A 22530-nucleotide genomic window follows, 5' to 3' on the forward strand; every position below is an offset into this window, starting at 1 on the left:
AAAAATAACAATGGCAGTCAAGGTACTAGTTGTCGACGATTCGAGCTTCTTCCGCCGCCGGGTCAGTGAAATCATCAATCAGGATCCCATGCTGACGGTGATAGACACGGCCCAGAATGGACGGGAGGCAGTAGACAAAGCGCTGGCTCTGCGACCTGATGTGATCACCATGGACATAGAGATGCCCGTGATGGATGGCATCAGCGCCGTACGCGAGATCATGGCCAAGTGTCCCACTCCGATCCTGATGTTCTCCTCTCTGACCCATGAAGGGGCCAAGGCCACGCTCGATGCGCTGGATGCTGGTGCCCTCGACTTTCTGCCCAAGAAATTTGAAGACATTGCCCGTGACAAGGACGAGGCGATCCGGCTGTTGCAACAACGGGTCAAGGATATTTCGCGCAAGCGCTTCCTGATGGCGGCACCGGCTCGAGCCAAAGCGCCGGAACCTGCTGCTCGCAGCCCATTGGGCAGTTCGCTGTCACGTCCTGGTGATCGTCAGGCCGAGCCACAGCGGAGTGTGCCGTCGGCGGCGTTCAAGCGCAGTGGCAAGACTTATCAGTTGGTGGCTATCGGTACCTCCACCGGCGGTCCGGTTGCATTGCAAAATGTGTTGACCAAGCTGCCCGCTGATTTTCCTCACCCCATATTGCTTATCCAGCATATGCCGGCGACCTTTACCGCCGCCTTTGCCGCTCGTCTCAATGGCCTGTGCCAGATCGGGGTCAAGGAGGCGGAAGATGGTGATGTACTCAAACCCGGTCATGCCTATCTGGCGCCCGGTGGCAAACAGATGCTGCTGGAAGGGCGTGGTGTCGGTGCCCGTATCCGGATTGTCGAGGGTAACGACAAGGTCAACTACAAACCTTGTGTCGATATTACCTTTGCTTCAGCAGCTAAAACCTATGCCGACAAGGTGCTTGCTATCGTATTGACCGGCATGGGGGCCGATGGCCGGGATGGCGCTCGCCTGCTCAAGGAGCAGGGCTCTACCATCTGGGCTCAGGATGAAGCGTCCTGTGTCGTATATGGTATGCCGCAAGCCGTTGCCAAGGCGGGTATCGCCACTGAGTCACTGCCGCTGGATCGGGTGGCACAGCGTATTCTGGTTGAGCTGGGTCGCTAAAGATGGGCATGTTCGGCCTGATCCTGGCGCTGGGAGCGATTGCCATTGCCCAGTTGTGGCATGGCGGCACCCTGCTCACCCTGCTCGATGGCCCTGCCTTTGTCATCGTGGTGGGTGGCACCTGGGGCGCGGTCATTTTGCAGACACCGCGCAAGTATCTGCTCGAAGCAATCAGGCAGTTGCGCTGGATGTTGATCCCTCCTGCCTGGGATCTGCCCAATCAAGCCGAGCGGCTGCAGGGATGGGCGGTATTCGCCCGCCAGCAGGGACTGCTGGCACTGGAAAATCAGGCCGATCAGGAGAGTGACGAGTTCACCCGTCAGGGCCTCACCATGATAGTGGACGGGGTATCGATAGAGGATATCCGCATGTTGCTGGAAGCGGACATCGATATCGAGCAGGAGCGCAACGAGCACTCCGCCCGGGTCTTTGAGGCCATGGGGGGATATAGTCCGACCATTGGCATCATAGGTGCAGTGATTGGTCTGATCCAGGCCATGTTCAATCTGGAAGATCCCGCTGCTCTTGGGGCTGGAATTGCCGTTGCCTTTGTTGCCACCATCTATGGGGTTGGCTTTGCCAACCTCTTTTATCTACCGATTGCCAATCGTCTGCGCGCCTTTCACTATCATTACGCTCTGTTTCAGGAGATGACGCTGGAAGGTTTGATGGCGATTGCTCACGGCGAAAATGGCCCGCAGGTTGAACGGCGGTTGAAGGCTTATCTGAAAGGAGAGTAGCCATGCGCAAGCGCTATCGTTTGCACCTGCAAGGTCGAGAGCACCTCGATCGGTGGCTGGTTTCCTATGCCGACTATATGACGCTGATCTTTGCTCTGTTCGTGGTGCTCTACTCGGTGGCGCTGGTCAACAAGGACAAGTATCGCGCCGTCATTGATGGCATGACTCAGGCTTTCAGCGTCATGCCGCCACTCAGTGATGGCTTGCTGGAAGGGCAGGGGACATCCCTGTTGAACGGCGAGGTCTCTGCCACATCTGCAGTGCTGGAGAGTGCCAGACAAGACTCCCCTTCGATTGCTCCCATCTCTGGTGTCCCCATCAAGCAAGATGGTACGACTCTTGCGACGATAGATACCCAATTGCAGGAAAACATGGGCTCACTGGTGGAGGCGGGCGTAGTCAAGCTCACGCTGGATGACAACTGGTTGACGATAGAGCTGAGCTCTGGACTCTTGTTTGGCAGTGGCAGTGCCTTTATGAGTACTAATGCCGAGCCTGTGCTCAATACTCTTTCAAGTATTCTCAAACCGGTCGATAACTATGTGAGAGTGCGGGGCTACACAGATAACCAGCAGATAAATAATGAAATTTTCCGTTCCAACTGGACGTTGTCAGCGGCAAGAGCGGAGGCCGTGCTCACGGCTCTCATCGCCAAGGGGGTTGCCCCCCAGCGGCTTGCTTACGAGGCCTACGGCGAGTTTTCTCCCTTTACCGGGAATGACAGCGAGCAGGGACGTTTACAGAATCGCAAGGTGGTGGTCGCTATTTCCAAGTTCGCCTGGGTGCCACCCGCCCCCGCTCCCGTCAAGCCTGTGACGGTGGAGCCGGTTCCCGCAGTGCAACAGGCAGTCGAGGCAGGCGAGGTCAAGGTGATCACTCTGCCAGGTGGTGGCATACGTATAACAACAAGGCAGGATTGATACAGTGATTGTTTGGACGGTTGCCAACCAAAAAGGTGGGGTCGGTAAAACCACCACAGTGGTCTCGTTAGCCGGTATTCTGGCTCAGCGTGGACAGCGTGTGCTATTGATTGACACTGACCCCCATGCTTCCTTGACTGCATATCTCGACTTTGATTCAGACCGGCTGGACGGCACTCTCTATGAGTTGTTTCAGGCTGCCAAACCTACTGCCGAGCTGGTCAATAAACTGACGCTGAGAACCAAATTCGACAATATCCATCTTCTGCCGGCTTCCATCACATTGGCTACTCTGGATCGGGTGATGGGAAACCGGGAAGGGATGGGATTGGTGATCAAGCGTGCCCTGCTGCGTATTCAGGATCAGTATGACTATGTGCTCATCGATTGCCCGCCGGTGTTGGGCGTCATGATGGTCAACGCTCTGGCGGCCTGTGATCGGATACTGGTACCGGTACAAACCGAATTCCTGGCTCTCAAGGGGCTGGAGCGGATGATGAAAACTTTCGAAATCATGCAACGCTCCAAGCGGGAGAAGTTCCGCTTCACCGTGATCCCTACCATGTTTGACAAGCGAACCCGCGCCTCCCTGATGACCCTGAAGTCCATCAAGGAACAACATGGCGATGCCGTATGGAACGCCGTCATCCCCATCGATACCAAGTTTCGGGATGCCAGCTTGCTCCACATTCCCCCTTCTATTTATTCGCCGAGCAGCCGCGGCACTTATGCCTATGAGACTTTGCTCAACTATCTTGATGCCCAGGAGCGTCAACGTGCTCATGAGGTGACATCATGAGAGACACTACTCAAGTGAGGGCAATGGATGATTACTTTCATTCCCTGTTGCTGGATGAGGTCCTGCAGACGGAGCCGTCAGAAGCGCTTGAACCTGCTCCCGTGATCTTGTTGCAACGCCAGCCTCTGGCTGCTCCCGAGGTAGTCGTTCAACCCTATCTGGAAGCGGATGAACGGCTCGAACAGCTGAGCGAGTTGCTCGCCCAAGTGGGTCAGGTGCAGTTTGAAATGGATGCCCTGAGCCATGAAGAGGTCGTCAGCGAGCCCTTGCAGATCGAGGCTGAAGATGCCTTGTTGCCGGTTGAGCCCGTCTGGCCAGAGGAGATGCCGGCCCCGGTGGTGGCCGAACCGTCAACGCTGGTGATGACAGAAACGATGGTAGAGCTGGCGCCTCAAGAAGAGGTGGCACCATCGACCTGGGAAAACATCGATACCGGCAAGGAATTTCAGGCGCTCTTCTTCGAAGTTGCCGGCGTCACCTTTGCAGTGCCCCTGACCGAGCTTGGCGGGATCCATCAGATGGGCGAAGTCTCGTCACTGTTTGGTCAGCCCGACTGGTATCGTGGCATCATGACTTCCCGCGAGCAGAAGATGAACGTGGTGGATACCGCACAGTGGGTGATGCCGGGTCAGCATCTGGAGATACCGGATTACAAGTATCTGATCATGTTGGGTGAATCTCCCTGGGGGCTCGCCTGCCATCATCTGAAAGGCACGGAGTTATTGCATCGTGATCAGGTCAAATGGCGCCATCAGGAGGGTAAACGTCCCTGGCTGGCTGGCATGGTCAAGGAGAAGATGTGCGCCCTGCTGCATGTCAGGGAGTTGCTCCTGTTGCTGGAGCGCGGGGTCAACATAGAAGGTCGCTGATAACTTCTGCATTTGTGCTGTTTTATTGCTAGTTTTACCAGTAGACGTTTTCATAAAAGGAATAAAAACATGACAGAAAAGCGCAATATTGCACAGAATCTGGCCGAAGATGAAGTGCTGCAATGGGTCACCTTCCAGCTGGAAAATGAAACCTACGGCATCAACGTGATGCAGGTGCAGGAGGTGTTGCGCTACACCGAAATCGCCCCTGTGCCGGGTGCGCCCGAGTATGTGCTAGGTATCATCAACCTGCGCGGCAATGTGGTGACTGTCATCGACACCCGTTCCCGTTTCGGTCTGCCTTCCGGCGATGTGAGCGAGAACTCGCGCATCGTCATCATCGAGGCGGAGAAGCAGGTGATTGGTATCATGGTCGACAGCGTGGCCGAGGTGGTCTATCTGCGTTCCTCCGAGATTGATGCCGCCCCTGCAGTGGGTACCGAAGAGAGCGCCAAGTTCATTCAGGGTGTCAGCAACCGTGATGGTCAACTGCTGATCCTGGTCGATCTGAACAAGCTGCTCTCCGATGAAGAGTGGGAAGATATTGGTTCCCTCTGATAGAAAGGTGATGTTTTGATTATTGAAATAGCTGCCTTGGGGGTGTCCTTGTTGGCGTTGGTGCTGGCCCTGTACGGGGTGGTCAGCAGCCGACGTGGTCAACGAGAGTCCGAGGCCAGGGTGGAGACGCTGCAAGGCCAGCTCGAGAGTCTGCGCAAGCAGATGATGGAACTGCACACGGGGGCCATCGGCATGGGCCAGCGTTTGCAGTCGGTCGAAGGGGCCATGCAGCAGGTCAACGATCGTCAGCAGGAGCTGACCCTGCAGGATCCTGAACGCCGCCTTTACAGCCGTGCCGCCAAGATGGTCGAACTTGGTGCCGACCTTGACGAGGTCATGAACGAGTGCGAATTGCCAAAGGCCGAGGCTGAACTCTTGATTTCATTGCGAAAAGGCCGCTCATAAATCATCAGGAAGGCGCTCGCCTTCCTGATTTTCATCTCCCGCTTTGCGCGCCGAAAAGGCGGGATCTTCCCCACAAATCCTGCTGATAATTGGCATCTTTGAAAAGACGCATTCTAATACTGTGTTAATATGCAGGCCGCCTCTTTTCATCTGATTACATCCTCATGCTGCTTCAAGTTAACAATCTGAGCTGCGTGCGTGAAGATCGCACTCTGTTTGAACACCTCTCCTTTGCGGTGGCTCCCGGCGATCTGGTGCAGATTGAAGGTCCCAATGGCGTGGGCAAGACCAGCCTGTTGCGCCTCTTGACGGGTCTGTCCCAGCCGTTTGCCGGTGAAGTGTGCTGGAATGGCGAAAATATCCGCCACTGTCGCGATGAATATCATGCCAACCTGCTCTATCTGGGCCATCAGCCCGGTGTCAAGGCGGCGCTGACACCGCTCGAAAATCTCGCCTTCTATCAGAAACTGCATCATCCGACCCAAACCGGGGTGGATCTGTGGCGAGTGCTGGCCCAGGTCGGGCTTGCCGGTTTCGAGGACAATCCCAGCGGGCAACTCTCCGCCGGTCAGCAGCGCCGGGTGGCACTGGCAAGGCTTTGGCTCAGTGATAAACCGGCGCTCTGGATCCTGGATGAGCCCTTTACCGCCATCGACAAGCAGGGGGTCAAGGTACTGGAACGCCTCTTCCTGGCCCACGCCGAGCGGGGAGGCATGGTGATCCTCACCACCCACCAGGACATGACTCTGATGCAGGGACGGTTGAAGACCCTGTCGCTGACCCCTTTGCTGCAGGAGTAGCTTGATGTTGCGCGCCGTAATCCAGCTTATTCACCGCGAGTTGCTGATGGCTCTGCGCCAGCGCTCCGACATTTTAAACCCGATCTGGTTTTTCCTGATCGTCATTACCCTGTTTCCCCTCGGTATAGGCCCCGAGCCAAAGCTGCTGGCTCGCATTGCCCCCGGTATCATCTGGGTGGCTGCCTTGCTGGCGGCCATGCTCTCCCTTGAGCGGCTGTTTCGGGATGATTTCAGCGATGGGGCGCTGGAGCAGATGATGCTGATGCCTCATCCCCTCGGGCTGCTGGCGCTGGCAAAAGTGATCGCTCACTGGTTGCTGACCGGGCTGCCACTGCTGCTGATCTCACCGCTGCTTGCCATCCTGTTGTCACTGGACATGAACTCCTATCTGGCCGTGGTCGCGACCCTGGCGCTGGGAACCCCTGTGCTGAGCCTGCTCGGGGCAGTCGGCGTCGCCCTGACGGTGGGGCTGCGCAAGGGCGGTGTCTTGCTGAGCCTGCTGATCCTGCCGCTCTATATTCCGGTACTCATATTTGCCACCTCTGCCATCGATGCGGCGGGGATGGGCTTGCCCTATGCTGGCCAGCTCGCTATTTTGGCCGCCATGCTGGTGGGGGCTTTGACACTGACCCCGTTGGCGGTATCGGCAGCGCTCAGGGTCAGCCTGAACTGATGATGGGGATGAGCACAGGGCTCCTGATGGGTCATTGTGGAAAAATAATGTTGCGATGGATCAAGAAGAGGGTCGCTTATTGCTTTCGGGGTATTTGATGTCACCCCGAGGTCAGTATGGTAGGCCTCGCCAAACAATTAATAACAAAAAGGTTTTGTGAGCTATGTGGAAATGGTTGCACCCTTACGCTAAACCCGAGCGAGCCTATGGGCTGGCAGGGACCTTGCTGCCCTGGTTTGCCGTGACAAGTCTGCTGTCATTTATCATCGGTACTGTCTGGGGGCTGGCCTTTGCACCGGCCGACTATCAGCAGGGTGACTCCTTCCGGATCATCTATATCCACGTGCCCTCCGCGATTCTCTCCATGGGAGCCTACTCCACCATGGCGGTGGCCGCCTTTATCGGGCTGGTGTGGCAACTGCGAATGGCCGACATGACGGTGGCGGCCATTGCGCCGGTCGGCGCCGTGTTCACCTTTATTGCACTGTTCACCGGGGCTGCCTGGGGCAAACCCATGTGGGGCACCTGGTGGGTATGGGATGCGCGCCTTACCTCTGAGCTGATCCTGCTGTTTCTCTATCTTGGTGTGATCGCGCTTTACAATGCTTTCAGCGACAAGGTGGTGGCGGGCCGCGCCGCTGGCATTCTGGCACTGGTGGGGGTGATCAACCTGCCCATCATTCACTACTCGGTTGAGTGGTGGAACACCTTGCACCAGGGCGCCAGCATCACCAAGTTTGACAAACCCTCCATTTCCCCCGAGATGCTGTGGCCGCTGCTCATCATGATACTGGCGTTTGCCGCCTTCCTTGGAGCCGTGACCCTGATGCGTTTTCGAAACGAGCTCTTGATGCGGGAGTGGCATCGCCCCTGGGTCATCGATCTTGCCAAGCAGGAGAAGTAAGCATGCACTTTGCCTCTTTCAGTGACTTCATGGCGATGGGCGGTTACGCCTTCTATGTCTGGCTCTCTTTTGGTCTGACCCTGATCTGCCTGGTTGGCATCGTCATTTCCACCCGTATAAAAACCCGCAGCCTGCTTGGCGAGTTGCGTAGCAAGCAGGCGCGAGAGGCCCGCCGCAAGGCGGCCCAGCAGATGGAGAACACCCTATGAACCCGAGACGCAAAAAACGCCTCACCATCATACTGGCGATCAGTGCCGGTTTGGCCGCCGTGATCGGCCTGGTGCTCTACGCCCTCAGCCAGAACATCGATCTCTTCTACACCCCGAGTGAGCTGGTAGAAGGCAAGGGACCGGACAAGATAAAGCCCGAAGAGGGGCAGCGTCTGCGTATTGGTGGGCTGGTGGTACCGGGTTCCGTGCTGCGAGATCAGCAAAGCCTCAAGGTAGCCTTCAAGCTGGTGGATAATGGCGGACATCTGGTGACCGTCGAGTTTGACGGCATACTGCCGGACTTGTTCCGGGAAGGGCAGGGCATAGTGGCCCAGGGTACTCTCAAGAACGCCACTACGGTGGAGGCGTTCGAGGTGCTGGCCAAGCACGATGAAAACTACATGCCGCCGGAAGTGGCCGATGCCACCAATGGTATGCATTTCAAGCCGGAATATACCGAGGCGCAGTTGAAAGGAACCAAACAATGAGTCTGGCTACCCGCTCACCGTTTTCATCGTTTCTCACCCGCGCACAGGTGTGTGCTGTCACTCAACCTGAAGGAACTCTGAAATGATCCCGGAATTAGGGCAGTTTTCACTGATCCTGGCCTTTGCCACCGCCATCTTGCTGGGGGTTTATCCCTTGCTTGGCGCTCAGTGGGGGCGCCTTGGCATGATGTCGACCGCCCGTCCGCTGGCCTATGCCCAGTTTTTGCTGCTGTTGCTGTCGTTTCTGTGCCTGACCTGGGCCTTTATCGACCACGACTTTACCGTGCAGTATGTGGCCACCAACTCCAATACCCTCTTGCCGCTGGCGTATCGGATCTCTGCCGTCTGGGGGGCCCATGAGGGCTCCTTGCTGCTCTGGGTACTGACGCTGGCAGGCTGGACGGCGGCGGTGGCCCTGTTCAGCCGCAGCCTGCCGCTCGATGCGGTAGCGCGGGTACTCGGGGTATTGGGATTGATCTCCATCGGGTTTACTGCCTTTGTGCTGTTTACCTCCGACCCTTTCACCCGGACCCTGCCTTACTTCCCTGTGGATGGCCGCGATCTTAACCCCTTGTTGCAGGATCCGGGTCTTATCTTCCATCCGCCCATGCTCTACATGGGGTATGTGGGCTTCTCGGTCGCCTTTGCCTTTGCCATCGCCTCCCTGATGACGGGGCGTCTTGACGCCACCTGGGCGCGCTGGTCCCGTCCCTGGACCATGGCGGCCTGGGTCTTCCTGACCTTGGGCATAGTGCTTGGCTCCTGGTGGGCTTATTACGAGCTCGGCTGGGGTGGCTGGTGGTTTTGGGATCCGGTAGAAAACGCCTCCTTCATGCCCTGGCTGGCAGGTACTGCCCTGCTGCACTCGCTGGCGGTAAGCGAGAAGCGGGCTACTTTCAAGGCCTGGACAGTGCTGCTGGCACTCTCCGCCTTCTCATTGAGCCTGCTCGGCACCTTCCTGGTGCGTTCCGGCGTATTGGTGTCGGTGCATGCGTTCGCCTCCGACCCGACCCGAGGCCTGTTCATTCTGGGCTTCCTGCTGGCGGTGATCGGCAGTTCGCTCCTGCTGTTCGCCTTCAAGGGCTCGCAGGTGAAGAGTCACGGCAAGCATGAGCTGTGGAGTCGCGAGACCCTGCTGCTCGGCAACAACATCATGCTGGTGGCGGGTCTGTTGACCGTGTTGCTCGGCACCCTGTTGCCGCTGGTGCACAAGGAGCTGGGACTTGGCAGCATCTCCATCGGCACTCCCTTCTTCAACCATATCTACAGCTGGCTGATCATTCCGTTTGCCCTGCTGATGGGGGTTGGCCCGCTGTTTCGCTGGCGCCGTCAGGGGCTGGGCGAACTCAAGGGCAAGGTGATCCTCGCCCTGGTTCTGAGTCTGGTCGCCGCCATCTTGCTGCCACTGCGGCTGGCCGAGGCGTTCAAACCCTGGGCTGCTGTGGGAATTGGTCTGGGGACCTGGATCATCATCACCAGCATCCAGGAGACCTGGGTACGCGCCACCCACAAGCACCCCTTCGCTACCGGGGTGCGCAAGCTGGGCAACAGCCATTGGGCCATGATCCTGGGTCACGTGGGGCTGGCCGTCAGCATCATAGGTATCGCCTGTACCCAGAACTACAGCATCGAAAAAGATCTGCGCATGCAGGCCGGTGACAGGGTGCAGTTTGCCGATTACGAGTTTGTTTTCACCGGCATTCGGGAAAAGAACGGCCCCAACTACGACGGCTTCAAAGGTGTGCTGGAAGTACACCAGGATGGCAAGCAGGTGGCCCTGCTCAAACCCGAGAAGCGGATGTACACAGTGAGCCGGATGCCGATGACGGAAGCGGCGATTGACGCCGGTTTTACCCGGGATCTCTATGCGGCGCTCGGCGAGCAGCTGGATAACGGCGCCTGGGCTGTGCGGATTTATTACAAACCCTTCGTGCGCTGGATCTGGTTCGGTGGCGTCTTCATGGCCATTGGCGGCGTGCTGGCCATGCTGGACAAGCGTTACCGTTTTGGCCGTCGTGAAGAGGAGGCCAAGGAATGAACAAGAAAACCTGGCTGTTTCTGATCCCCTTCATTATTTTTCTGTTGGGTGCTGTCTTCCTGTTCAAAGGGCTCTATTCCGACCCCACCAAGCTCGAGTCAGTGATGGTGGACAAGGAAGTGCCAGTGTTCACCCTGCAGGACATCTACGACCTGAACAAGCAGCATGATCGCAGCATCCTCAAGGGGCGCCCCATGCTGCTCAACGTCTGGGCTACCTGGTGCCCGACCTGCTACGGCGAACACACCTACCTCAAGCAACTGGCGGAGCAGGGCATCCCCATTGTCGGCATGAACTACAAGGATGAGCGGGACAAGGCCATCCGCTGGTTGACCGAGCTTGGCAATCCCTATCAGGTCAACCTGTATGACCCGGATGGCATGCTGGGGCTGGATTTGGGTGTCTATGGGGCACCCGAGACCTTCTTTATCGACAGTCAGGGCATCATTCGCTATCGCCATGTGGGGGATGTGAATCCACAAGTCTGGGCCACTACCCTCAAGCCCATCTTCGAGTCCATGAAATGAGAATGCGCCTGATGAAAACACTGATTGCCTCCCTGCTGTTGCTGGCGGGATTGGGTGGCGCAGGACCAGCCCTGGCTGCGATTGATGTCTATACCTTTGACACTCCCGCGCAAGAGCAGACTTTTCGCGAGCTGACCCGCGAGTTGCGCTGCCCCAAGTGTCAGAACCAGGACATCGCCGATTCCAATGCAGGGCTTGCCAAGGACTTGCGGGACAAGACCTACCAGATGGTGCGCGAGGGCAAGGAGAAGCAGGAAGTGGTGGACTACATGGTCGCCCGCTACGGCAACTTCATTTTGTATAACCCGCCGCTGATGGCGTCGACCCTGATCCTCTGGCTCGGCCCGCTGCTGGTCATCGTCATTGGCGCCGTCACTGTGGTGGTGCGCAGTCGCCGTCGTCCCGTCATGGCCAAACAGGCGGATAGCGCCCTGAGCGCACAGGAGCAGGAACGTCTGGCTGCCCTGCTCAAAGAGGAAGAGAAACAATGACCGCATTTTTGATTGTGATCGCGGCCTTGCTGGTGTTGGTGAGTCTGACCCTGGCGATGCCGCTGTGGCGTGGTGAAGGCAAGCAGAGCATCAGCCGTTCGGCTCTCAACAAGCAGCTTTATCGTCAGCGTTTGCTGGAAATCGGCGAAGAGCGCGAGCAAGGAATATTGGCGGAGGAGCCGGAATCCCTGGTCGAGCTGCAACGCAGCCTGCTGGATGACATCCCCGATGTGGAGCAGAGCGCCCGTGGCGGCAAGAGCCTGATCTGGATCCCGGGTGTGCTGGTGCTGGTGGTGGTGAGTCTGGGGCTCTATTACAAGCTGGGCGCCTGGCAGGAAGTCCAGCGCTGGCAGGATGCCAGCAGTCGACTGGGTGAGCTGAGCAACCGCATTCTGGTTGAGCGGGATGTCCAGGTGACCGAGCAGGACCTGCTGGATTTCATGCTGGCGTTGCGCACCCGTCTGAAAGACGAGCCGAATGATTACCGTGGCTGGCTGCTGCTGGGTCGTTTGTCGCTGGATGGCAGTGATCCTGACATGGCCCGCGAGGCCCTTGAGCGCGCCTATGATCTGGCTCCGCAGAAGACCATGGTAGCCGTGCCCTACGCCCAGGCGCTGATGATGACTGGGGATGACGCCCAGGCCGATGAGCTGCTGCGTAGCGCCATCGCGCTGGATCCGGCCAACATAGAGGCCCGCTCCGTCTATGCCTTTATGGCGCTGCAAAAAGAGGACTTCAAGACAGCGCTGATGCGCTGGCGCGAGATGCTGCCGCTGATGGAGAAGGGCTCGACCCGCTACGCCATGGTGGAGCGCTCCATCGACTATGCCGAGCAGCAGTTGAAACAGCGTGGCATAGCGGTGACGACCCCTGGTGCAGCCAACAAGAGTGATGAGCAGGGGCAACAGCTGGAGGTGAAGAAAGGGGAGTTTCCGATCCATGTCACCCTGGCTGCCGGTATTCAGATGCCGGAAGATGCTCATCTGTTCGTTTTTGCCGTGGTGCCCAATGGGCCGCCCATGCCCATCGCCGTGAAGCGCATCGCAGGACCCACTTTGCCTGTTACCCTTTCCCTGGGGGATGGTGATGCCATGATGGAGGGCAGCAAGCTTTCCGCCTATCCGCAACTGCAGTTCAAGGCACGGCTTTCTCGCGGCGGCAACGTCATGAACAAGGAAGGGGCGTTCGAAGGGGTATCGACATCTGTCCCGACTGATGCAATTCCTTCAGCGCCGATTGACATCCGTATCGATCACGCCCTCTAATACCCCTTTGCCCCGCCCCTCTATGGGGCGGGTGCCTATAATTCGGATTAATCACAATAAAAAACTAGGACTTCCATATGTATGTGCGTTCAGTGGCATTGATGGCGGCATTGTTGTTGGGAGGCTGTGCGGGTGGCCCACCCAAGCCGGGCCCCGAGAGTCTTGATCTCAATGAAGCACCGGGTCGGCCCGAGGCGACCAGCACTGCCAGCGATGGCCGCGACCCCTTCCAGGGGGCAAACCGGGCCATGTGGGTGGTCAACTACGATGTGCTGGAGCCCTATGTGGCCCGCCCCGTGGTGCATGGCTATGCCCGCTATATTCCGCAAGGCATGAAGGATGGCATCGAGAACCTGGTTGAGAACTTCAACGAGCCGAGCAGCATGGTCAACCACCTGATCACCGGTGACTTGCAAGGCGCGGGGACCAACCTCGGCCGCTTTACCCTCAACACCACTATCGGTTTGCTGGGTATCTTCGATGTGGCCAAGCATGCCGGGCTCGAACGCGACAAGCTGGAACTCAATACAGTACTGGGTCGTGCCGATATCGGCGATGGTGCCTATCTGATGGTGCCCGTCTACGGACCTACCACGACGCGCAAGCTGGTGGGGGATACCATAGATACCATCTACTTCCCCTATGCTCTGTTGACGCTGCCGCTGCGAGTCACCCACTGGATGCTGGATGGATTGGGTACCCGATCCAAGCTGATCGATCAGGAGAGGATCATCGACAACGCGCTCGATCCTTATGCCCTGACCAAGGATTTCTATCTGCAGCACAACCAGAACAAAGTGACCGGTCGTCAGACCGAGTTCAAGCAGACGCCGGCGGAGAAAGCCGACGATGCCAATCTGGATGACTATCTGGACGAGATAGACCAGTGATGCCACTGGCTGTCGATAACAGGCGCCTTCGGGCGCCTTTTTCATATCCGCTGCCGGCTCATTTCTGCCATAAAAAAACGCCCCGCAGTGCGGGGCGTTTTGGCAAGAAGCGGCTATCAGGCAGCCAGGTTCTTGGCCACGAATTCCCAGTTCACCAGGGTCCAGAAGGTTTCCATGTACTTCGGACGCAGGTTGCGGAAATCGATGTAGTAGGCGTGTTCCCACAGGTCGACGGTCAGCAGCGGCGTAGTACCGGCTTCGGTCAGCGGGCAACCGGCGTTGGAAGTGTTGACGATGGCCAGGGAGCCGTCGGCTTTTTTCACCAGCCAAGTCCAGCTGGAACCGAAGTTGCCGATGGCAGACTTGGTGAAGGCATCCTTGAACTCGGCGAAGGAGCCAAACGCCTTGTTGATGGCATCAGCCAGGGCGCCGGTCGGCTCGTTGCCACCGTTCGGGGAGAGGCAGTGCCAGTAGAAGGTGTGGTTCCAGATCTGGGCGGCGTTGTTGAAGATGCCGCCAGTGGAGGTCTTGATGATCTCTTCCAGAGACTTGCCTTCAAACTCGGTACCTGGCACCAGGTTGTTCAGGTTGACCACGTAGGTGTTGTGGTGCTTGCCGTGATGATATTCCAGAGTTTCCTGGGAGATGTGCGGTTCCAGGGCATTGATTGCGTAGGGCAGAGCGGGAAGTTCGAAAGCCATTTTCTACTCTCCATTGGCTGGCCGTGCGAAGGCGACGGTTGCAAGACATTGCGTACTCTTTTCTATTTTGAAAAGAATTGTTCTTGAAATGATGGGGCCAGATGGCCCAAAGCCCGTCGATTGTACCAGCATCAAAGATGGGCTAACAACTCTTGATTCTCGCCATGATCCGGATCAAGCTACGGCGTATTGATTCATCACTTCTTGCATCCAGGACGGTTTGTCAGTTTGTGGTCTGCAAGGATTGCAGTAGAATGGCCGCCGAAATCGCTCTAGTGAGGCACCTATGGAAACTATTGAAAAGATCAAACAGCAGCTGGCTGACAATCCCATCATCCTGTACATGAAGGGTTCCCCCAAGCTACCCAGCTGCGGTTTCTCTGCCCAGGCCTCCCAGGCTCTGATGTCCTGTGGCGAGCCGTTTGCTTATGTCGACATACTGCAAAATCCGGACATCCGTGCCGAGTTGCCGAAGTTCGCCAACTGGCCCACCTTCCCGCAACTGTGGGTAGAGGGTGAGCTGGTCGGTGGCTGCGATATCCTGATCGAGATGTTCCAGGCCGGCGAGCTGCAGACCCTGATCAAGGAAACTGCCGCCAAGCACAAGCAGGATGACGTTGCTGCCGAATAAGGTCGCATCTGCATCATGCAAAAAGGGGAGCCAATGGCTCCCCTTTTTTTATTCACGGCAGACGGGATCAGCTGATGCGCTCGATGCGAGCCATATAGAAGCCGTCAAAGCCGGTCGCTGACGGGCTGACGGTGTGGTCATCCCGCAGACGATAGTTGTCGTTGGCAGCCAGGAACTTGTCTACTTGCTGACGGTTCTCCTGGGGCAGGATGGAGCAGGTTGCATAGACCAGCAGACCCCCCACCTTCACCATCTGGCTGTAACGCTGCAGTATCTCCTCTTGCAAGGCAACCAGCACCGGCAGTCGCTCGGCGGTGTCGCGCCATTTGGCATCCGGATTGCGCTTGAGCACGCCAAGACCGGAGCAGGGCACGTCCAGCAGTACGCGATCGGCAGTGCCTTTGAGGCGCTTGACAGTCTTGCTGCTCTCGATGACGCGGGTTTCCACGTTGTGGGCACCGGCACGGCGGGCGCGCTGCTTGAGGTTTTCCAGCTTCCACTCTTCCACATCCATTGCCAGCAGACGGCCCTTGCCTTCCATCATGGCGGCGATGTGCAGGGTCTTGCCGCCGGCACCGGCGCAGGCGTCGATGACCCGCATGCCAGGGGTGACTTCCAGCGCCGCCGCAACCAGCTGGGAGCCTGCGTCCTGCTGCTCGAACCAGCCATCGGCAAACGCCTTGGTACGAAACAGGGCGGCATCAGAGGTGACCTGCAGGGCGGTAGCGACCCCTTCAACCGGAATGGTGTTGACCTGCTCCTTGGCCAGTGCGGCTTGCAGCTGTTCCCGTGTGCATTTGAGGGTGTTGACTCTCAGGTAACGCTTGGGCATCCAGGCCAGGGCGGCGCGCTCTGCAGGCCAGGCCTCGCCCAACTGCTCGCTGCCCAGCTTTTCCAGCCAGGCAGGGCAACCATCCATCAGCACCGGATTTTTCTTTGCTTCTGTCAGGCGGCGACGGAATGCCTCTTCGTTGAAGCGATCCAGGGTCGGGTGGTTGGACTGAACTATCTTGTGGAAGGCGTGCCAACTGTGCAGCAGTGGCCAGACGTTTTTTTCGGCCTGACGCACCTGAATACCGGTCAGGGCGCAGTAGAGGCTGAGGCGACGCAGCAGGTCGCCGGTGACCAGGGCAATCCTTGCCTGTTCTTGTGGCTTGATTTCGATGCCGGAGAAGTGGCGTGCATAGGCTCTGTCCAGGGTGAGACCCTGGCCTAATACATCGTCAACTATGGCAACGACCAGATCCCCGGAACGGGGCAACAGTGGGGACTTGAGCATAAGATTAACCTTGGCCAGATAAAGATGAACCGCCTTCCTATCGAGCGCGGTTCTAAAACTGATAAATCCGCGCAATGATAGGGGTTAGACAGGGTTGGCGCAACACTCCCCATTCGGGGAATGTACAGACGATGGCGCTGGACTAATCGGACCAGCAGGAAAATGATGCCGATGGTTGTTCAGCTGAGTGCATTTAAAAGGACTAAAAAGATGCAGTTGATGAAATATTCGCCCCTGGCGCTGGTTGTGGCCAGCCTGATGAGCTCTGGTGGCCTTGCGGCCAATGAGTGGAGCACTGTAGCGGCGCGCGCCACGGTGACTGACGGTTATGACGTGCGGGCGAACCAGTTTCGAGTGGCCAAGGTGCCCCTCGATTACTTTGCCGGACTGCAGGCCGGGGGACGCCAGCTGACCTTGCCCCTGCCTGACGGGGGGGAAGTGACCTTCGTGCTGCAGGCCTATGACCTGCTGCCCGCCGATCTTGCCGTCAAGTATCCCGATATCCTGACCTTCAAGGGTCATAATCCGGCTGCGCCGGTAGAGACGGGCCGTTTCGATCTTGGTCCGCTGGGCTTCCACGCCATGTTCAGCCATCAGGGCAAGATGGTGTTCGTCGATGCGCTGCCCAATGCCGAAGGCTATGCCGTCTACTACCAGCAGGATGCCTACAGCCGGCTGGAAGAGGAGGCCGACAAGGTGATCGGTCATGACGCCAACACCCTGGCCCGCAAGGTGCAGGTGGATGGCAACGAGCGCAAGCGCTATACCATCGCCATTTCGGCAGCCGGAGAGTATACCCAGTTCCACGGTGGCTCCAAGGTCTTGACCATGGGAGCGATTGCCACCTTGCTCAACCGGGTGAACGAGGTATATCAGCGCGACGTGGGGGCCGAGTTCCAGCTGGCCAGCGGCAATGACGCCATCATCTTTACCGATCCGGCGAGCGATCCGTTCAGCAATGACGACACGGATTTCAATGTCAACGGCCTGGTACAGGCCACTGCGCAGACCTTGCCTAGCGGGGCGCTGGGGCCATTCGACATAGGTCATGTGGTCAATACCGGCGGTGGTGGTCTGGCCGGATTGGGGGTGCTCTGTACTGCCACCAAATCGAACGGCATGACAGGCTCATCCAACCCAGTGGGAGATGCCTTCTTTATCGACTATGTGGCACACGAAATCGGCCACCAGTTCGGTGCCGACCACACCTTCAACGGTACCACCAACAGTTGCGGCGGTGGCAACCGGGTAGCCAATCAGGCCTGGGAACCGGGCAGCGGCACTTCCATCATGGCCTATGCCGGTATCTGTGGGGATGAAAACATCCAGCGGCAAGGTGATCCCTATTTCCACAGCAAATCAATCGAGCAGATGCGGGCGCACATGGCCACTGTGCCGACCTGTGGCACCACACTGAGCCTCAGCAACAACGCACCTCAGGCCGCAGCGGGTGCCAATTACGCCATTCCTGCCAATGTCCCTTTTGTGCTCAGAGGGGCAGGGGCGGATCTGGACAAGGATCCCCTGACCTACACTTGGGAGCAGATCGATCTGGGCACAGAGTCCAGCAGTACCCTCGACATGATCGACGATGGTACCCGCCCGCTGTTCCGGTTCGTCTCGCCCACCAGCTCGCCAGAGCGGATCCTGCCCAGCTTGCCCTCCCTGCTGACCGGTACACTGGCCAAGGGCGAGGCCTGGCCCACCACCAACCGGGAGCTCAACTTCCGGCTCACTGTGCGTGATGGCCAGGGCGGCGTCGCCAGCGATGATATGAAGGTGCAGGTGGTCAACACCGGCAGCGCCTTCCGCCTGACCAGCCCGTTGGGTGTGACGGTGGCGCCGGGGGCCAGCCAGGCCGTCAGTTGGGATGTGGCAGGCACCAATGCTGCGCCAATCAACTGCAGCAAGGTAAACCTGTTCGTGACTCAGAATGAGGGGGCAAACTGGTCGACCCTGGCCACCAGCCAGCCCAACAGTGGCTCAGCCACAGTGACGCTGCCGACCAACCTCACCAGCAGCGTCAGGCTGAAGGTGGCCTGTAGCGACAACATCTTCTTCGCCATCAGCCCGCTCAAGTTGCCGGTCGCGCAAAGTGGCGGCAGCTCGGGTGGTGGTGGCGGTGGTGCTCTTGGCTTCTGGGCACTGGCGCTGGCGCTGTTCGGCTGGCAACGGAGGCGGGCATGAGAGCCACCGGCTTGCTGCTGCTTGCTCTGCTTGGCGGGTGTCAGGCGGATGCCGACACCCTGGAGCAGACGGTCAGCGCCAGCCTTGCCAGGCAGGATTACCGGCTGATAGTGCGGGCCGGGCGCGGCGAAGTGGCGCCCGGCATTGCGGCAAGTGAGCAGGAAGCCGCCAAGGCGCGTTGTGGCGTGCGCTACCTCGATGGACTGGGGGATGTCATCAGACCCGGTCAGGAAGAGGCTCAGGCCAGGCTGAGGGCCTATGCGGCCGAGTATAACCAGCGCATGCTGGCCCATTGTCCACCGGCTGCCGGCAAGCAATAAGCCCGCCGCCGGGTGTGGGCAGAAAAGGGGAGGCGCAAGCCTCCCTTTCTTTTTTGGCGCTGGCATTTGACCGCCCCGAGGCTTGTACCCATGGCGTGCTCGTCGCACAATGCCTGCACGCATGGCCGCATCGGCGGCAAAAAGAAAGAAGGAAAATCAAGATGATGGATGTGGCTGATCTGCGCCGTGAATACACCCGGGGCGGATTGCACCGGGCCGATCTGCCGGCCGACCCCCTGGCCCTGTTCGAGAAGTGGCTGGCCCAGGCCTGTGAGGCCAAGTTGACCGATCCCACCGCCATGGTGGTGGCGACCGTGGATGCCGAGGGGCAACCCTGGCAGCGCACCGTGCTGCTCAAGCACTACGACACCCAGGGTATGGTGTTCTACACCAACATGGGCAGCCGCAAGGCACACCAGCTGGAAGGCAACCCCCGCATCAGTCTGCTCTTCCCCTGGCACACTCTGGACCGCCAGGTGCACGTCACCGGCCGGGTGGAGAAGATGAGCACCTTCGAGGTGATGAAGTACTTCCATAGTCGCCCCAAGGATAGCCAGATAGCTGCCTGGGTCTCCAAGCAGTCGACCCGCATCTCGGCCCGCGGCGTGCTGGAGGCCAAGTTCCTCGAGCTCAAGCAGAAGTTTGCCAATGGCGAAGTGCCGCTGCCGAGCTTCTGGGGCGGCTATCGGGTGGTGATCGACACGGTAGAGTTCTGGCAGGGGGGCGAGCATCGCCTGCACGATCGCTTCTACTACACCCGCGAGGTGAATGGCTGGCACATAGAGCGGCTGGCACCCTGAGAGTCTGTTTTATCCCGTTCAATCTCCTGCGCTGACAAGGAGTCTGTATGCGTCTGTATGGCGACCTGAGATCCGGCAACTGTTACAAGGTGTGGCTGCTGGCCCGTTGGCTCGAGCTGCCTCTGACCTGGGTACCGGTGGATATCCAGGCAGGTGACACCCAAACCCCGGCCTTTCTGGCCATGAATCCCAACGGCAAGATCCCCGTGCTGGCGATCGATGAAGGGGATACGTTGGCGGAATCCAATGCCATCCTCTTCTATCTGGCACAGGGTTCGGCGCTCTGGCCGGCGGATCCCCGCCAGCAGGCCGAGGTGCTCAAGTGGCTGTTCTTCGAGCAGTACAGCCACGAGCCCTACATAGCCGTGGCGCGCTTCATCGTCCACTATCTGGGCCGGCCGGAATCCCAGGAGGCACGGCTCGATGGCCTCAAGGCCGGTGGTGAGCAGGCGTTGGCGGTGATGGAGCAGCAGCTGAAACAGAGTCTCTACTTGTGCGGGCAAACACCAACCATCGCCGACATGGCTCTCTATGCCTACACCCATGTGGCAGAGGAGGGGATCTTCTCCTTGCAGGGCTGGCCTGCCATCCGGGCCTGGATCGCCCGCATTGAGGCTCACCCCCGCCATCTGAGCCTGCCTGCAGCCTGTCAGGCAAGCTGATGGAGCTGCTTATCGAGCGGGCGCTGTGGCAACCCCATTGGTCTCCTGTGCTGCAAGCCTGGCAGCAGCAGGGTCATTGCTGGAAACTGCTGTTGTGCAAAGAGAGCGCACCCCATCTGGGGCAGGGGGCTGACCTCTGGTCTGGCTGTCCCCCTGATGGCATCTTGTCCGCCAGCGGGCTGCTGGCGGCATGGCTCGATGGCGATCTGAGCGCGGATCCTCATGTTGACCCCAGCCGTCAGATCCTGATCAGCGCGTCCCCCTCTCTGCTGACCCTGGCCAAGGAGAGCGGCTTGCTCACCCTGGGGCCGCTCGGGGCCGATCTGGTGTTGACCGCGGATGACGACATGGGCGCCGTGCTCAAGCGCCTGCTTGCCCGCCGCTTGACCGTGCCCCTGCTGCGTGAATCCGGTCTGGCGTCACCCTCTGGCAGCCCCCTAGTGTTGCGGCCATTGCTGGCCGACGATGAGGCCGAGGTGGTGCGCTACTGCGCCGACGAGGCGCTCTCCCGCTATACCCTCAATATTCCTCACCCTTACCCGCCGGAAGGTGCCCGTGACTGGCTCGCCAGCAGTGGGCGCAAGGGCGCGCTGGGGCTGGGCTGGAGCTGGGCCATGACGCTGCTGCAGGGGGCTGAAGTGGCCCCGCTGGTCGGGGTGATTTCGCTGCACTGGAACGGCGAGCTGGCCTGGTGGGTCGGCGTCCCCTGGCAGAACCGGGGGCTGGCTACCCGGGCTGCGCAGCTGGTCAAGTCATTTGCGTTCGACACCTTGCAACTGCCGGCGTTGACCGCCCGTCACATGCCGGGCAACCTCGCCTCCGGTCGGGTGATGGCCAAACTCGGCATGCACTATCGCGGGCTGCGCGCCCGAACTGTCCAGCAGCCGTGCGAGGTAAGCTATTGGCGACTGGACAGGGCCATCCCCCTGCCCGAGCCAGTGACGCAGCAACTGGCGCCCTGGCTGGCGAACGAGCGGGTGGCCGTGGCTATTTTACATGGTGCCGATGCACAGGCCGGGTTGGATCATGACGGCTCGTTGCAGCTCACCCTGTTTCTGGATGACAAGTGCATACCCACCTTGCCAGGTGCAGCCCCCTATGATGGGGCCCAGTTCGACATTGTGTGCCATCCGCTCAGTCAGCTGGAGCAGGTCGAGCCCGATCAGTTGCATCTGCTGGGTGGCTTGCTGCTAAAAGACAGGGACGAGCAGGGGCTTGCCTGCCTGCTGCAACTGACCAGTCTGCTGCGCCAGGGGCCCGTCCTGCTCACCCGCACGCAGCGGCAACAGCGGCTCGCTTGGATTGACAAGATGGCGCGCCGCACAGGGCTGCCCGCGGCAGGGCGCCTTGATGGGGCTAAGGTCGCGGGGCGTTATCATCAGCTCTGGCTGCTGGTGGAGCTGCCAGAGCTCATCGATGAGCTGGCCGGGCGCTGGCATCAGGGACCCGAGCTTGCTTTGGCAAGGTTGGAACAGGACGATGCCGAGCTATTCGCGGCCTACGGTGAGGCCATCACGGCCATGACGCCGGTGGCCTTGCAAGGGGTACTGCGGCTGCTTGCGGCTCGCTTTCCTGAGCCCACCCTCCCATTTCTGGACAAAGGTACTCAGGCCGACCGGCACTTTGTGGAATAATGCCCGCTCTGCTGTACGAGGAGTAACGCTGTATGCTGAGAACCGAGCGCCCCGGCGACATGCTGCCGGTCTATGAACTGGTGAGCGCCGCCTTTGGCCGTTCCGATGAGGCCGAACTGGTCAACCGCCTGCGCGAATGTGGCGCTGCCGTGGTGACCATGGTCGAAGAGGAAGAGTACGAGTTCATGGGGCACCTGATGCTGAGCCCGATCACCATTAACGGCATGGAAGGGCCCTGGCTCGGTCTGGCGCCTGTTGCCGTCCATCCGGACTGGCAGGGGCAGGGTATCGGCTCGGATCTGGTGCGTGAGGGGCTGGATACGGCGCTGGAGATGGACTGGAAGGCGGTGGTGGTGCTCGGCGATCCGACCTACTACGGTCGCTTCGGTTTTCGTCCCGCCAGCGAGTTCGGTCTGCACTGCATCTATGAAGTTCCCGCCGACTGCTTTCTGGCGATGGAGCTGCAGGAAGGTGGCCTGGCTGGCATGGCCGGCGAAGTGCTCTACCACCCCCTGTTTGACGAACTCCCCGAAGACGAGTCCGAAGAGGTTGGCGAGGCATAAGCCGCCGCTCATGAAAAAGGCGCCATCAAGGCGCCTTTTTCGTCTTTGTCA

The 22530-nt window shown here is 59.1% G+C and carries 27 protein-coding genes; 24 read left to right on the forward strand and 3 right to left on the reverse strand.

Annotation, left to right across the window (positions count from 1 at the left end; all coding sequences use genetic code 11):
- Positions 1 to 10: 10 nt before the first annotated feature.
- From GWQ27_RS03435 to GWQ27_RS03465, 7 genes are all read left to right on the forward strand, one after another.
- Positions 11 to 1126 (forward strand): chemotaxis response regulator protein-glutamate methylesterase, encoded by a 1116-nt coding sequence (locus GWQ27_RS03435; protein ID WP_265421139.1) that lies wholly within the window; start codon positions 11 to 13, stop codon positions 1124 to 1126.
- A gap of 2 nt (positions 1127 to 1128) precedes the next feature.
- Positions 1129 to 1866, forward strand: a complete 738-nt coding sequence (locus GWQ27_RS03440; RefSeq protein ID WP_275906672.1) for a flagellar motor protein — start codon at positions 1129 to 1131, stop codon at positions 1864 to 1866.
- 2 nt (positions 1867 to 1868) lie between these two features.
- Complete coding sequence (locus GWQ27_RS03445) at positions 1869 to 2786, forward strand: flagellar motor protein MotB (protein WP_275906673.1); 918 nt, start codon at positions 1869 to 1871, stop codon at positions 2784 to 2786.
- A gap of 4 nt (positions 2787 to 2790) precedes the next feature.
- Positions 2791 to 3585, forward strand: a complete 795-nt coding sequence (locus GWQ27_RS03450) for a ParA family protein (protein WP_275906674.1) — start codon at positions 2791 to 2793, stop codon at positions 3583 to 3585.
- Positions 3582 to 4454 carry a chemotaxis protein CheW gene (locus GWQ27_RS03455; protein WP_275906675.1) on the forward strand — a complete coding sequence of 291 codons (873 nt, stop codon included), beginning with the start codon at positions 3582 to 3584 and terminating at the stop codon, positions 4452 to 4454. The genes GWQ27_RS03450 and GWQ27_RS03455 overlap by 4 nt, the downstream gene beginning before the upstream one ends.
- Before the next feature lie 69 nt (positions 4455 to 4523).
- On the forward strand, positions 4524 to 5012 hold the full coding sequence (locus GWQ27_RS03460; RefSeq protein ID WP_005298836.1) for a chemotaxis protein CheW: 489 nt from the start codon (positions 4524 to 4526) through the stop codon (positions 5010 to 5012).
- An 18-nt stretch (positions 5013 to 5030) separates the two neighbouring features.
- On the forward strand, positions 5031 to 5417 hold the full coding sequence (locus GWQ27_RS03465) for a DUF2802 domain-containing protein (RefSeq protein ID WP_275906699.1): 387 nt from the start codon (positions 5031 to 5033) through the stop codon (positions 5415 to 5417).
- Here GWQ27_RS03465 and GWQ27_RS03470 read toward each other — a convergent pair.
- Positions 5412 to 5567, reverse strand: coding sequence for a hypothetical protein (locus GWQ27_RS03470; protein WP_155601922.1), 156 nt, complete (start codon positions 5565 to 5567; stop codon positions 5412 to 5414). The genes GWQ27_RS03465 and GWQ27_RS03470 overlap by 6 nt on opposite strands.
- Positions 5568 to 5581: 14 nt before the next feature.
- On the opposite strand from GWQ27_RS03470, the gene ccmA reads away from it, so the two are divergent.
- The 10 genes from ccmA to GWQ27_RS03520 all read left to right on the forward strand — a co-directional run bounded on the left by ccmA (position 5582) and on the right by GWQ27_RS03520 (position 13702).
- Positions 5582 to 6217: a cytochrome c biogenesis heme-transporting ATPase CcmA gene (gene ccmA, locus GWQ27_RS03475; RefSeq protein ID WP_005319269.1), complete on the forward strand. Its 636-nt coding sequence runs from the start codon at positions 5582 to 5584 to the stop codon at positions 6215 to 6217.
- Positions 6218 to 6221: 4 nt separating this feature from the next.
- A complete protein-coding gene (gene ccmB / locus GWQ27_RS03480; protein ID WP_275906676.1) occupies positions 6222 to 6890 on the forward strand; it encodes a heme exporter protein CcmB in 669 nt (222 codons plus the stop codon).
- Positions 6891 to 7053: 163 nt separating this feature from the next.
- On the forward strand, positions 7054 to 7794 hold the full coding sequence (locus GWQ27_RS03485; RefSeq protein WP_275906677.1) for a heme ABC transporter permease: 741 nt from the start codon (positions 7054 to 7056) through the stop codon (positions 7792 to 7794).
- A 2-nt stretch (positions 7795 to 7796) separates the two neighbouring features.
- Positions 7797 to 8003, forward strand: a complete 207-nt coding sequence (gene ccmD / locus GWQ27_RS03490) for a heme exporter protein CcmD (protein ID WP_005319258.1) — start codon at positions 7797 to 7799, stop codon at positions 8001 to 8003.
- Positions 8000 to 8491, forward strand: a complete 492-nt coding sequence (ccmE, locus tag GWQ27_RS03495) for a cytochrome c maturation protein CcmE (protein WP_275906678.1) — start codon at positions 8000 to 8002, stop codon at positions 8489 to 8491. Before ccmD ends, ccmE begins: the two co-directional genes overlap by 4 nt.
- Positions 8492 to 8573: 82 nt before the next feature.
- Positions 8574 to 10529: a heme lyase CcmF/NrfE family subunit gene (locus GWQ27_RS03500; RefSeq protein ID WP_275906679.1), complete on the forward strand. Its 1956-nt coding sequence runs from the start codon at positions 8574 to 8576 to the stop codon at positions 10527 to 10529.
- Positions 10526 to 11056: a DsbE family thiol:disulfide interchange protein gene (locus tag GWQ27_RS03505; protein WP_005319248.1), complete on the forward strand. Its 531-nt coding sequence runs from the start codon at positions 10526 to 10528 to the stop codon at positions 11054 to 11056. The genes GWQ27_RS03500 and GWQ27_RS03505 overlap by 4 nt, the downstream gene beginning before the upstream one ends.
- Before the next feature lie 11 nt (positions 11057 to 11067).
- Positions 11068 to 11547, forward strand: coding sequence for a cytochrome c-type biogenesis protein (locus GWQ27_RS03510; protein ID WP_059112934.1), 480 nt, complete (start codon positions 11068 to 11070; stop codon positions 11545 to 11547).
- The gene (ccmI, locus tag GWQ27_RS03515; protein ID WP_275906680.1) at positions 11544 to 12812 is read left to right on the forward strand and encodes a c-type cytochrome biogenesis protein CcmI; all 1269 of its coding nucleotides are present in this window, start codon (positions 11544 to 11546) and stop codon (positions 12810 to 12812) included. The genes GWQ27_RS03510 and ccmI overlap by 4 nt, the downstream gene beginning before the upstream one ends.
- Positions 12813 to 12889: 77 nt before the next feature.
- Positions 12890 to 13702: an MlaA family lipoprotein gene (locus GWQ27_RS03520; protein ID WP_181455187.1), complete on the forward strand. Its 813-nt coding sequence runs from the start codon at positions 12890 to 12892 to the stop codon at positions 13700 to 13702.
- A gap of 116 nt (positions 13703 to 13818) precedes the next feature.
- On the opposite strand, the gene sodB is transcribed toward GWQ27_RS03520, so the two are convergent.
- Positions 13819 to 14403, reverse strand: a complete 585-nt coding sequence (gene sodB / locus GWQ27_RS03525) for a superoxide dismutase [Fe] (RefSeq protein ID WP_005319233.1) — start codon at positions 14401 to 14403, stop codon at positions 13819 to 13821.
- A 286-nt stretch (positions 14404 to 14689) separates the two neighbouring features.
- Here sodB and GWQ27_RS03530 point away from each other — a divergent pair, with 286 nt between their 5' ends.
- The gene (locus tag GWQ27_RS03530) at positions 14690 to 15034 is read left to right on the forward strand and encodes a Grx4 family monothiol glutaredoxin (protein WP_005319230.1); all 345 of its coding nucleotides are present in this window, start codon (positions 14690 to 14692) and stop codon (positions 15032 to 15034) included.
- Positions 15035 to 15101: 67 nt separating this feature from the next.
- Here the strand turns inward: GWQ27_RS03530 and GWQ27_RS03535 are convergent, their stop codons facing one another.
- On the reverse strand, positions 15102 to 16313 hold the full coding sequence (locus GWQ27_RS03535) for an RsmB/NOP family class I SAM-dependent RNA methyltransferase (RefSeq protein WP_058395689.1): 1212 nt from the start codon (positions 16311 to 16313) through the stop codon (positions 15102 to 15104).
- Positions 16314 to 16523: 210 nt separating this feature from the next.
- Here GWQ27_RS03535 and GWQ27_RS03540 point away from each other — a divergent pair, with 210 nt between their 5' ends.
- From GWQ27_RS03540 to GWQ27_RS03565, 6 genes are all read left to right on the forward strand, one after another.
- Complete coding sequence (locus tag GWQ27_RS03540; RefSeq protein WP_275906681.1) at positions 16524 to 18500, forward strand: reprolysin-like metallopeptidase; 1977 nt, start codon at positions 16524 to 16526, stop codon at positions 18498 to 18500.
- Positions 18497 to 18820 (forward strand): hypothetical protein, encoded by a 324-nt coding sequence (locus tag GWQ27_RS03545; protein ID WP_059113936.1) that lies wholly within the window; start codon positions 18497 to 18499, stop codon positions 18818 to 18820. The genes GWQ27_RS03540 and GWQ27_RS03545 overlap by 4 nt, the downstream gene beginning before the upstream one ends.
- A 161-nt stretch (positions 18821 to 18981) precedes the next feature.
- Positions 18982 to 19620 carry a pyridoxamine 5'-phosphate oxidase gene (gene pdxH / locus GWQ27_RS03550; RefSeq protein WP_275906682.1) on the forward strand — a complete coding sequence of 213 codons (639 nt, stop codon included), beginning with the start codon at positions 18982 to 18984 and terminating at the stop codon, positions 19618 to 19620.
- Between the two features lie 47 nt (positions 19621 to 19667).
- Positions 19668 to 20282: a glutathione S-transferase family protein gene (locus tag GWQ27_RS03555; protein WP_275906683.1), complete on the forward strand. Its 615-nt coding sequence runs from the start codon at positions 19668 to 19670 to the stop codon at positions 20280 to 20282.
- The gene (locus GWQ27_RS03560) at positions 20282 to 21916 is read left to right on the forward strand and encodes a GNAT family N-acetyltransferase (protein ID WP_275906684.1); all 1635 of its coding nucleotides are present in this window, start codon (positions 20282 to 20284) and stop codon (positions 21914 to 21916) included. The genes GWQ27_RS03555 and GWQ27_RS03560 overlap by 1 nt, the downstream gene beginning before the upstream one ends.
- A 32-nt stretch (positions 21917 to 21948) precedes the next feature.
- A complete protein-coding gene (locus GWQ27_RS03565; protein ID WP_058395693.1) occupies positions 21949 to 22479 on the forward strand; it encodes an N-acetyltransferase in 531 nt (176 codons plus the stop codon).
- Positions 22480 to 22530: the final 51 nt, after the last annotated feature.

Source organism: Aeromonas sp. 5HA1 (genome assembly GCF_029237245.1).
Taxonomy (GTDB): domain Bacteria; phylum Pseudomonadota; class Gammaproteobacteria; order Enterobacterales; family Aeromonadaceae; genus Aeromonas; species Aeromonas salmonicida.

Excerpts from the sequence above, each read along its gene's own strand:
- ccmA (WP_005319269.1), top strand. The coding sequence starts at position 5,582 with ATGCTGCTTCAAGTTAACAATCTGAGCTGCGTGCGTGAAGATCGCACT.
- sodB (WP_005319233.1), bottom strand. The coding sequence starts at position 14,403 with ATGGCTTTCGAACTTCCCGCTCTGCCCTACGCAATCAATGCCCTGGAA.
- GWQ27_RS03565 (WP_058395693.1), top strand. The coding sequence starts at position 21,949 with ATGCTGAGAACCGAGCGCCCCGGCGACATGCTGCCGGTCTATGAACTG.
- ccmE (WP_275906678.1), top strand. The coding sequence starts at position 8,000 with ATGAACCCGAGACGCAAAAAACGCCTCACCATCATACTGGCGATCAGT.
- GWQ27_RS03555 (WP_275906683.1), top strand. The coding sequence starts at position 19,668 with ATGCGTCTGTATGGCGACCTGAGATCCGGCAACTGTTACAAGGTGTGG.
- GWQ27_RS03455 (WP_275906675.1), top strand. The coding sequence starts at position 3,582 with ATGAGAGACACTACTCAAGTGAGGGCAATGGATGATTACTTTCATTCC.
- pdxH (WP_275906682.1), top strand. The coding sequence starts at position 18,982 with ATGATGGATGTGGCTGATCTGCGCCGTGAATACACCCGGGGCGGATTG.
- ccmB (WP_275906676.1), top strand. The coding sequence starts at position 6,222 with ATGTTGCGCGCCGTAATCCAGCTTATTCACCGCGAGTTGCTGATGGCT.
- GWQ27_RS03545 (WP_059113936.1), top strand. The coding sequence starts at position 18,497 with ATGAGAGCCACCGGCTTGCTGCTGCTTGCTCTGCTTGGCGGGTGTCAG.
- GWQ27_RS03510 (WP_059112934.1), top strand. The coding sequence starts at position 11,068 with ATGAAAACACTGATTGCCTCCCTGCTGTTGCTGGCGGGATTGGGTGGC.
- GWQ27_RS03440 (WP_275906672.1), top strand. The coding sequence starts at position 1,129 with ATGGGCATGTTCGGCCTGATCCTGGCGCTGGGAGCGATTGCCATTGCC.
- GWQ27_RS03445 (WP_275906673.1), top strand. The coding sequence starts at position 1,869 with ATGCGCAAGCGCTATCGTTTGCACCTGCAAGGTCGAGAGCACCTCGAT.
- GWQ27_RS03540 (WP_275906681.1), top strand. The coding sequence starts at position 16,524 with ATGCAGTTGATGAAATATTCGCCCCTGGCGCTGGTTGTGGCCAGCCTG.
- GWQ27_RS03520 (WP_181455187.1), top strand. The coding sequence starts at position 12,890 with ATGTATGTGCGTTCAGTGGCATTGATGGCGGCATTGTTGTTGGGAGGC.
- GWQ27_RS03435 (WP_265421139.1), top strand. The coding sequence starts at position 11 with ATGGCAGTCAAGGTACTAGTTGTCGACGATTCGAGCTTCTTCCGCCGC.
- ccmD (WP_005319258.1), top strand. The coding sequence starts at position 7,797 with ATGCACTTTGCCTCTTTCAGTGACTTCATGGCGATGGGCGGTTACGCC.
- GWQ27_RS03505 (WP_005319248.1), top strand. The coding sequence starts at position 10,526 with ATGAACAAGAAAACCTGGCTGTTTCTGATCCCCTTCATTATTTTTCTG.
- GWQ27_RS03485 (WP_275906677.1), top strand. The coding sequence starts at position 7,054 with ATGTGGAAATGGTTGCACCCTTACGCTAAACCCGAGCGAGCCTATGGG.
- GWQ27_RS03500 (WP_275906679.1), top strand. The coding sequence starts at position 8,574 with ATGATCCCGGAATTAGGGCAGTTTTCACTGATCCTGGCCTTTGCCACC.
- ccmI (WP_275906680.1), top strand. The coding sequence starts at position 11,544 with ATGACCGCATTTTTGATTGTGATCGCGGCCTTGCTGGTGTTGGTGAGT.
- GWQ27_RS03530 (WP_005319230.1), top strand. The coding sequence starts at position 14,690 with ATGGAAACTATTGAAAAGATCAAACAGCAGCTGGCTGACAATCCCATC.
- GWQ27_RS03560 (WP_275906684.1), top strand. The coding sequence starts at position 20,282 with ATGGAGCTGCTTATCGAGCGGGCGCTGTGGCAACCCCATTGGTCTCCT.
- GWQ27_RS03470 (WP_155601922.1), bottom strand. The coding sequence starts at position 5,567 with ATGAAAAGAGGCGGCCTGCATATTAACACAGTATTAGAATGCGTCTTT.
- GWQ27_RS03535 (WP_058395689.1), bottom strand. The coding sequence starts at position 16,313 with ATGCTCAAGTCCCCACTGTTGCCCCGTTCCGGGGATCTGGTCGTTGCC.
- GWQ27_RS03460 (WP_005298836.1), top strand. The coding sequence starts at position 4,524 with ATGACAGAAAAGCGCAATATTGCACAGAATCTGGCCGAAGATGAAGTG.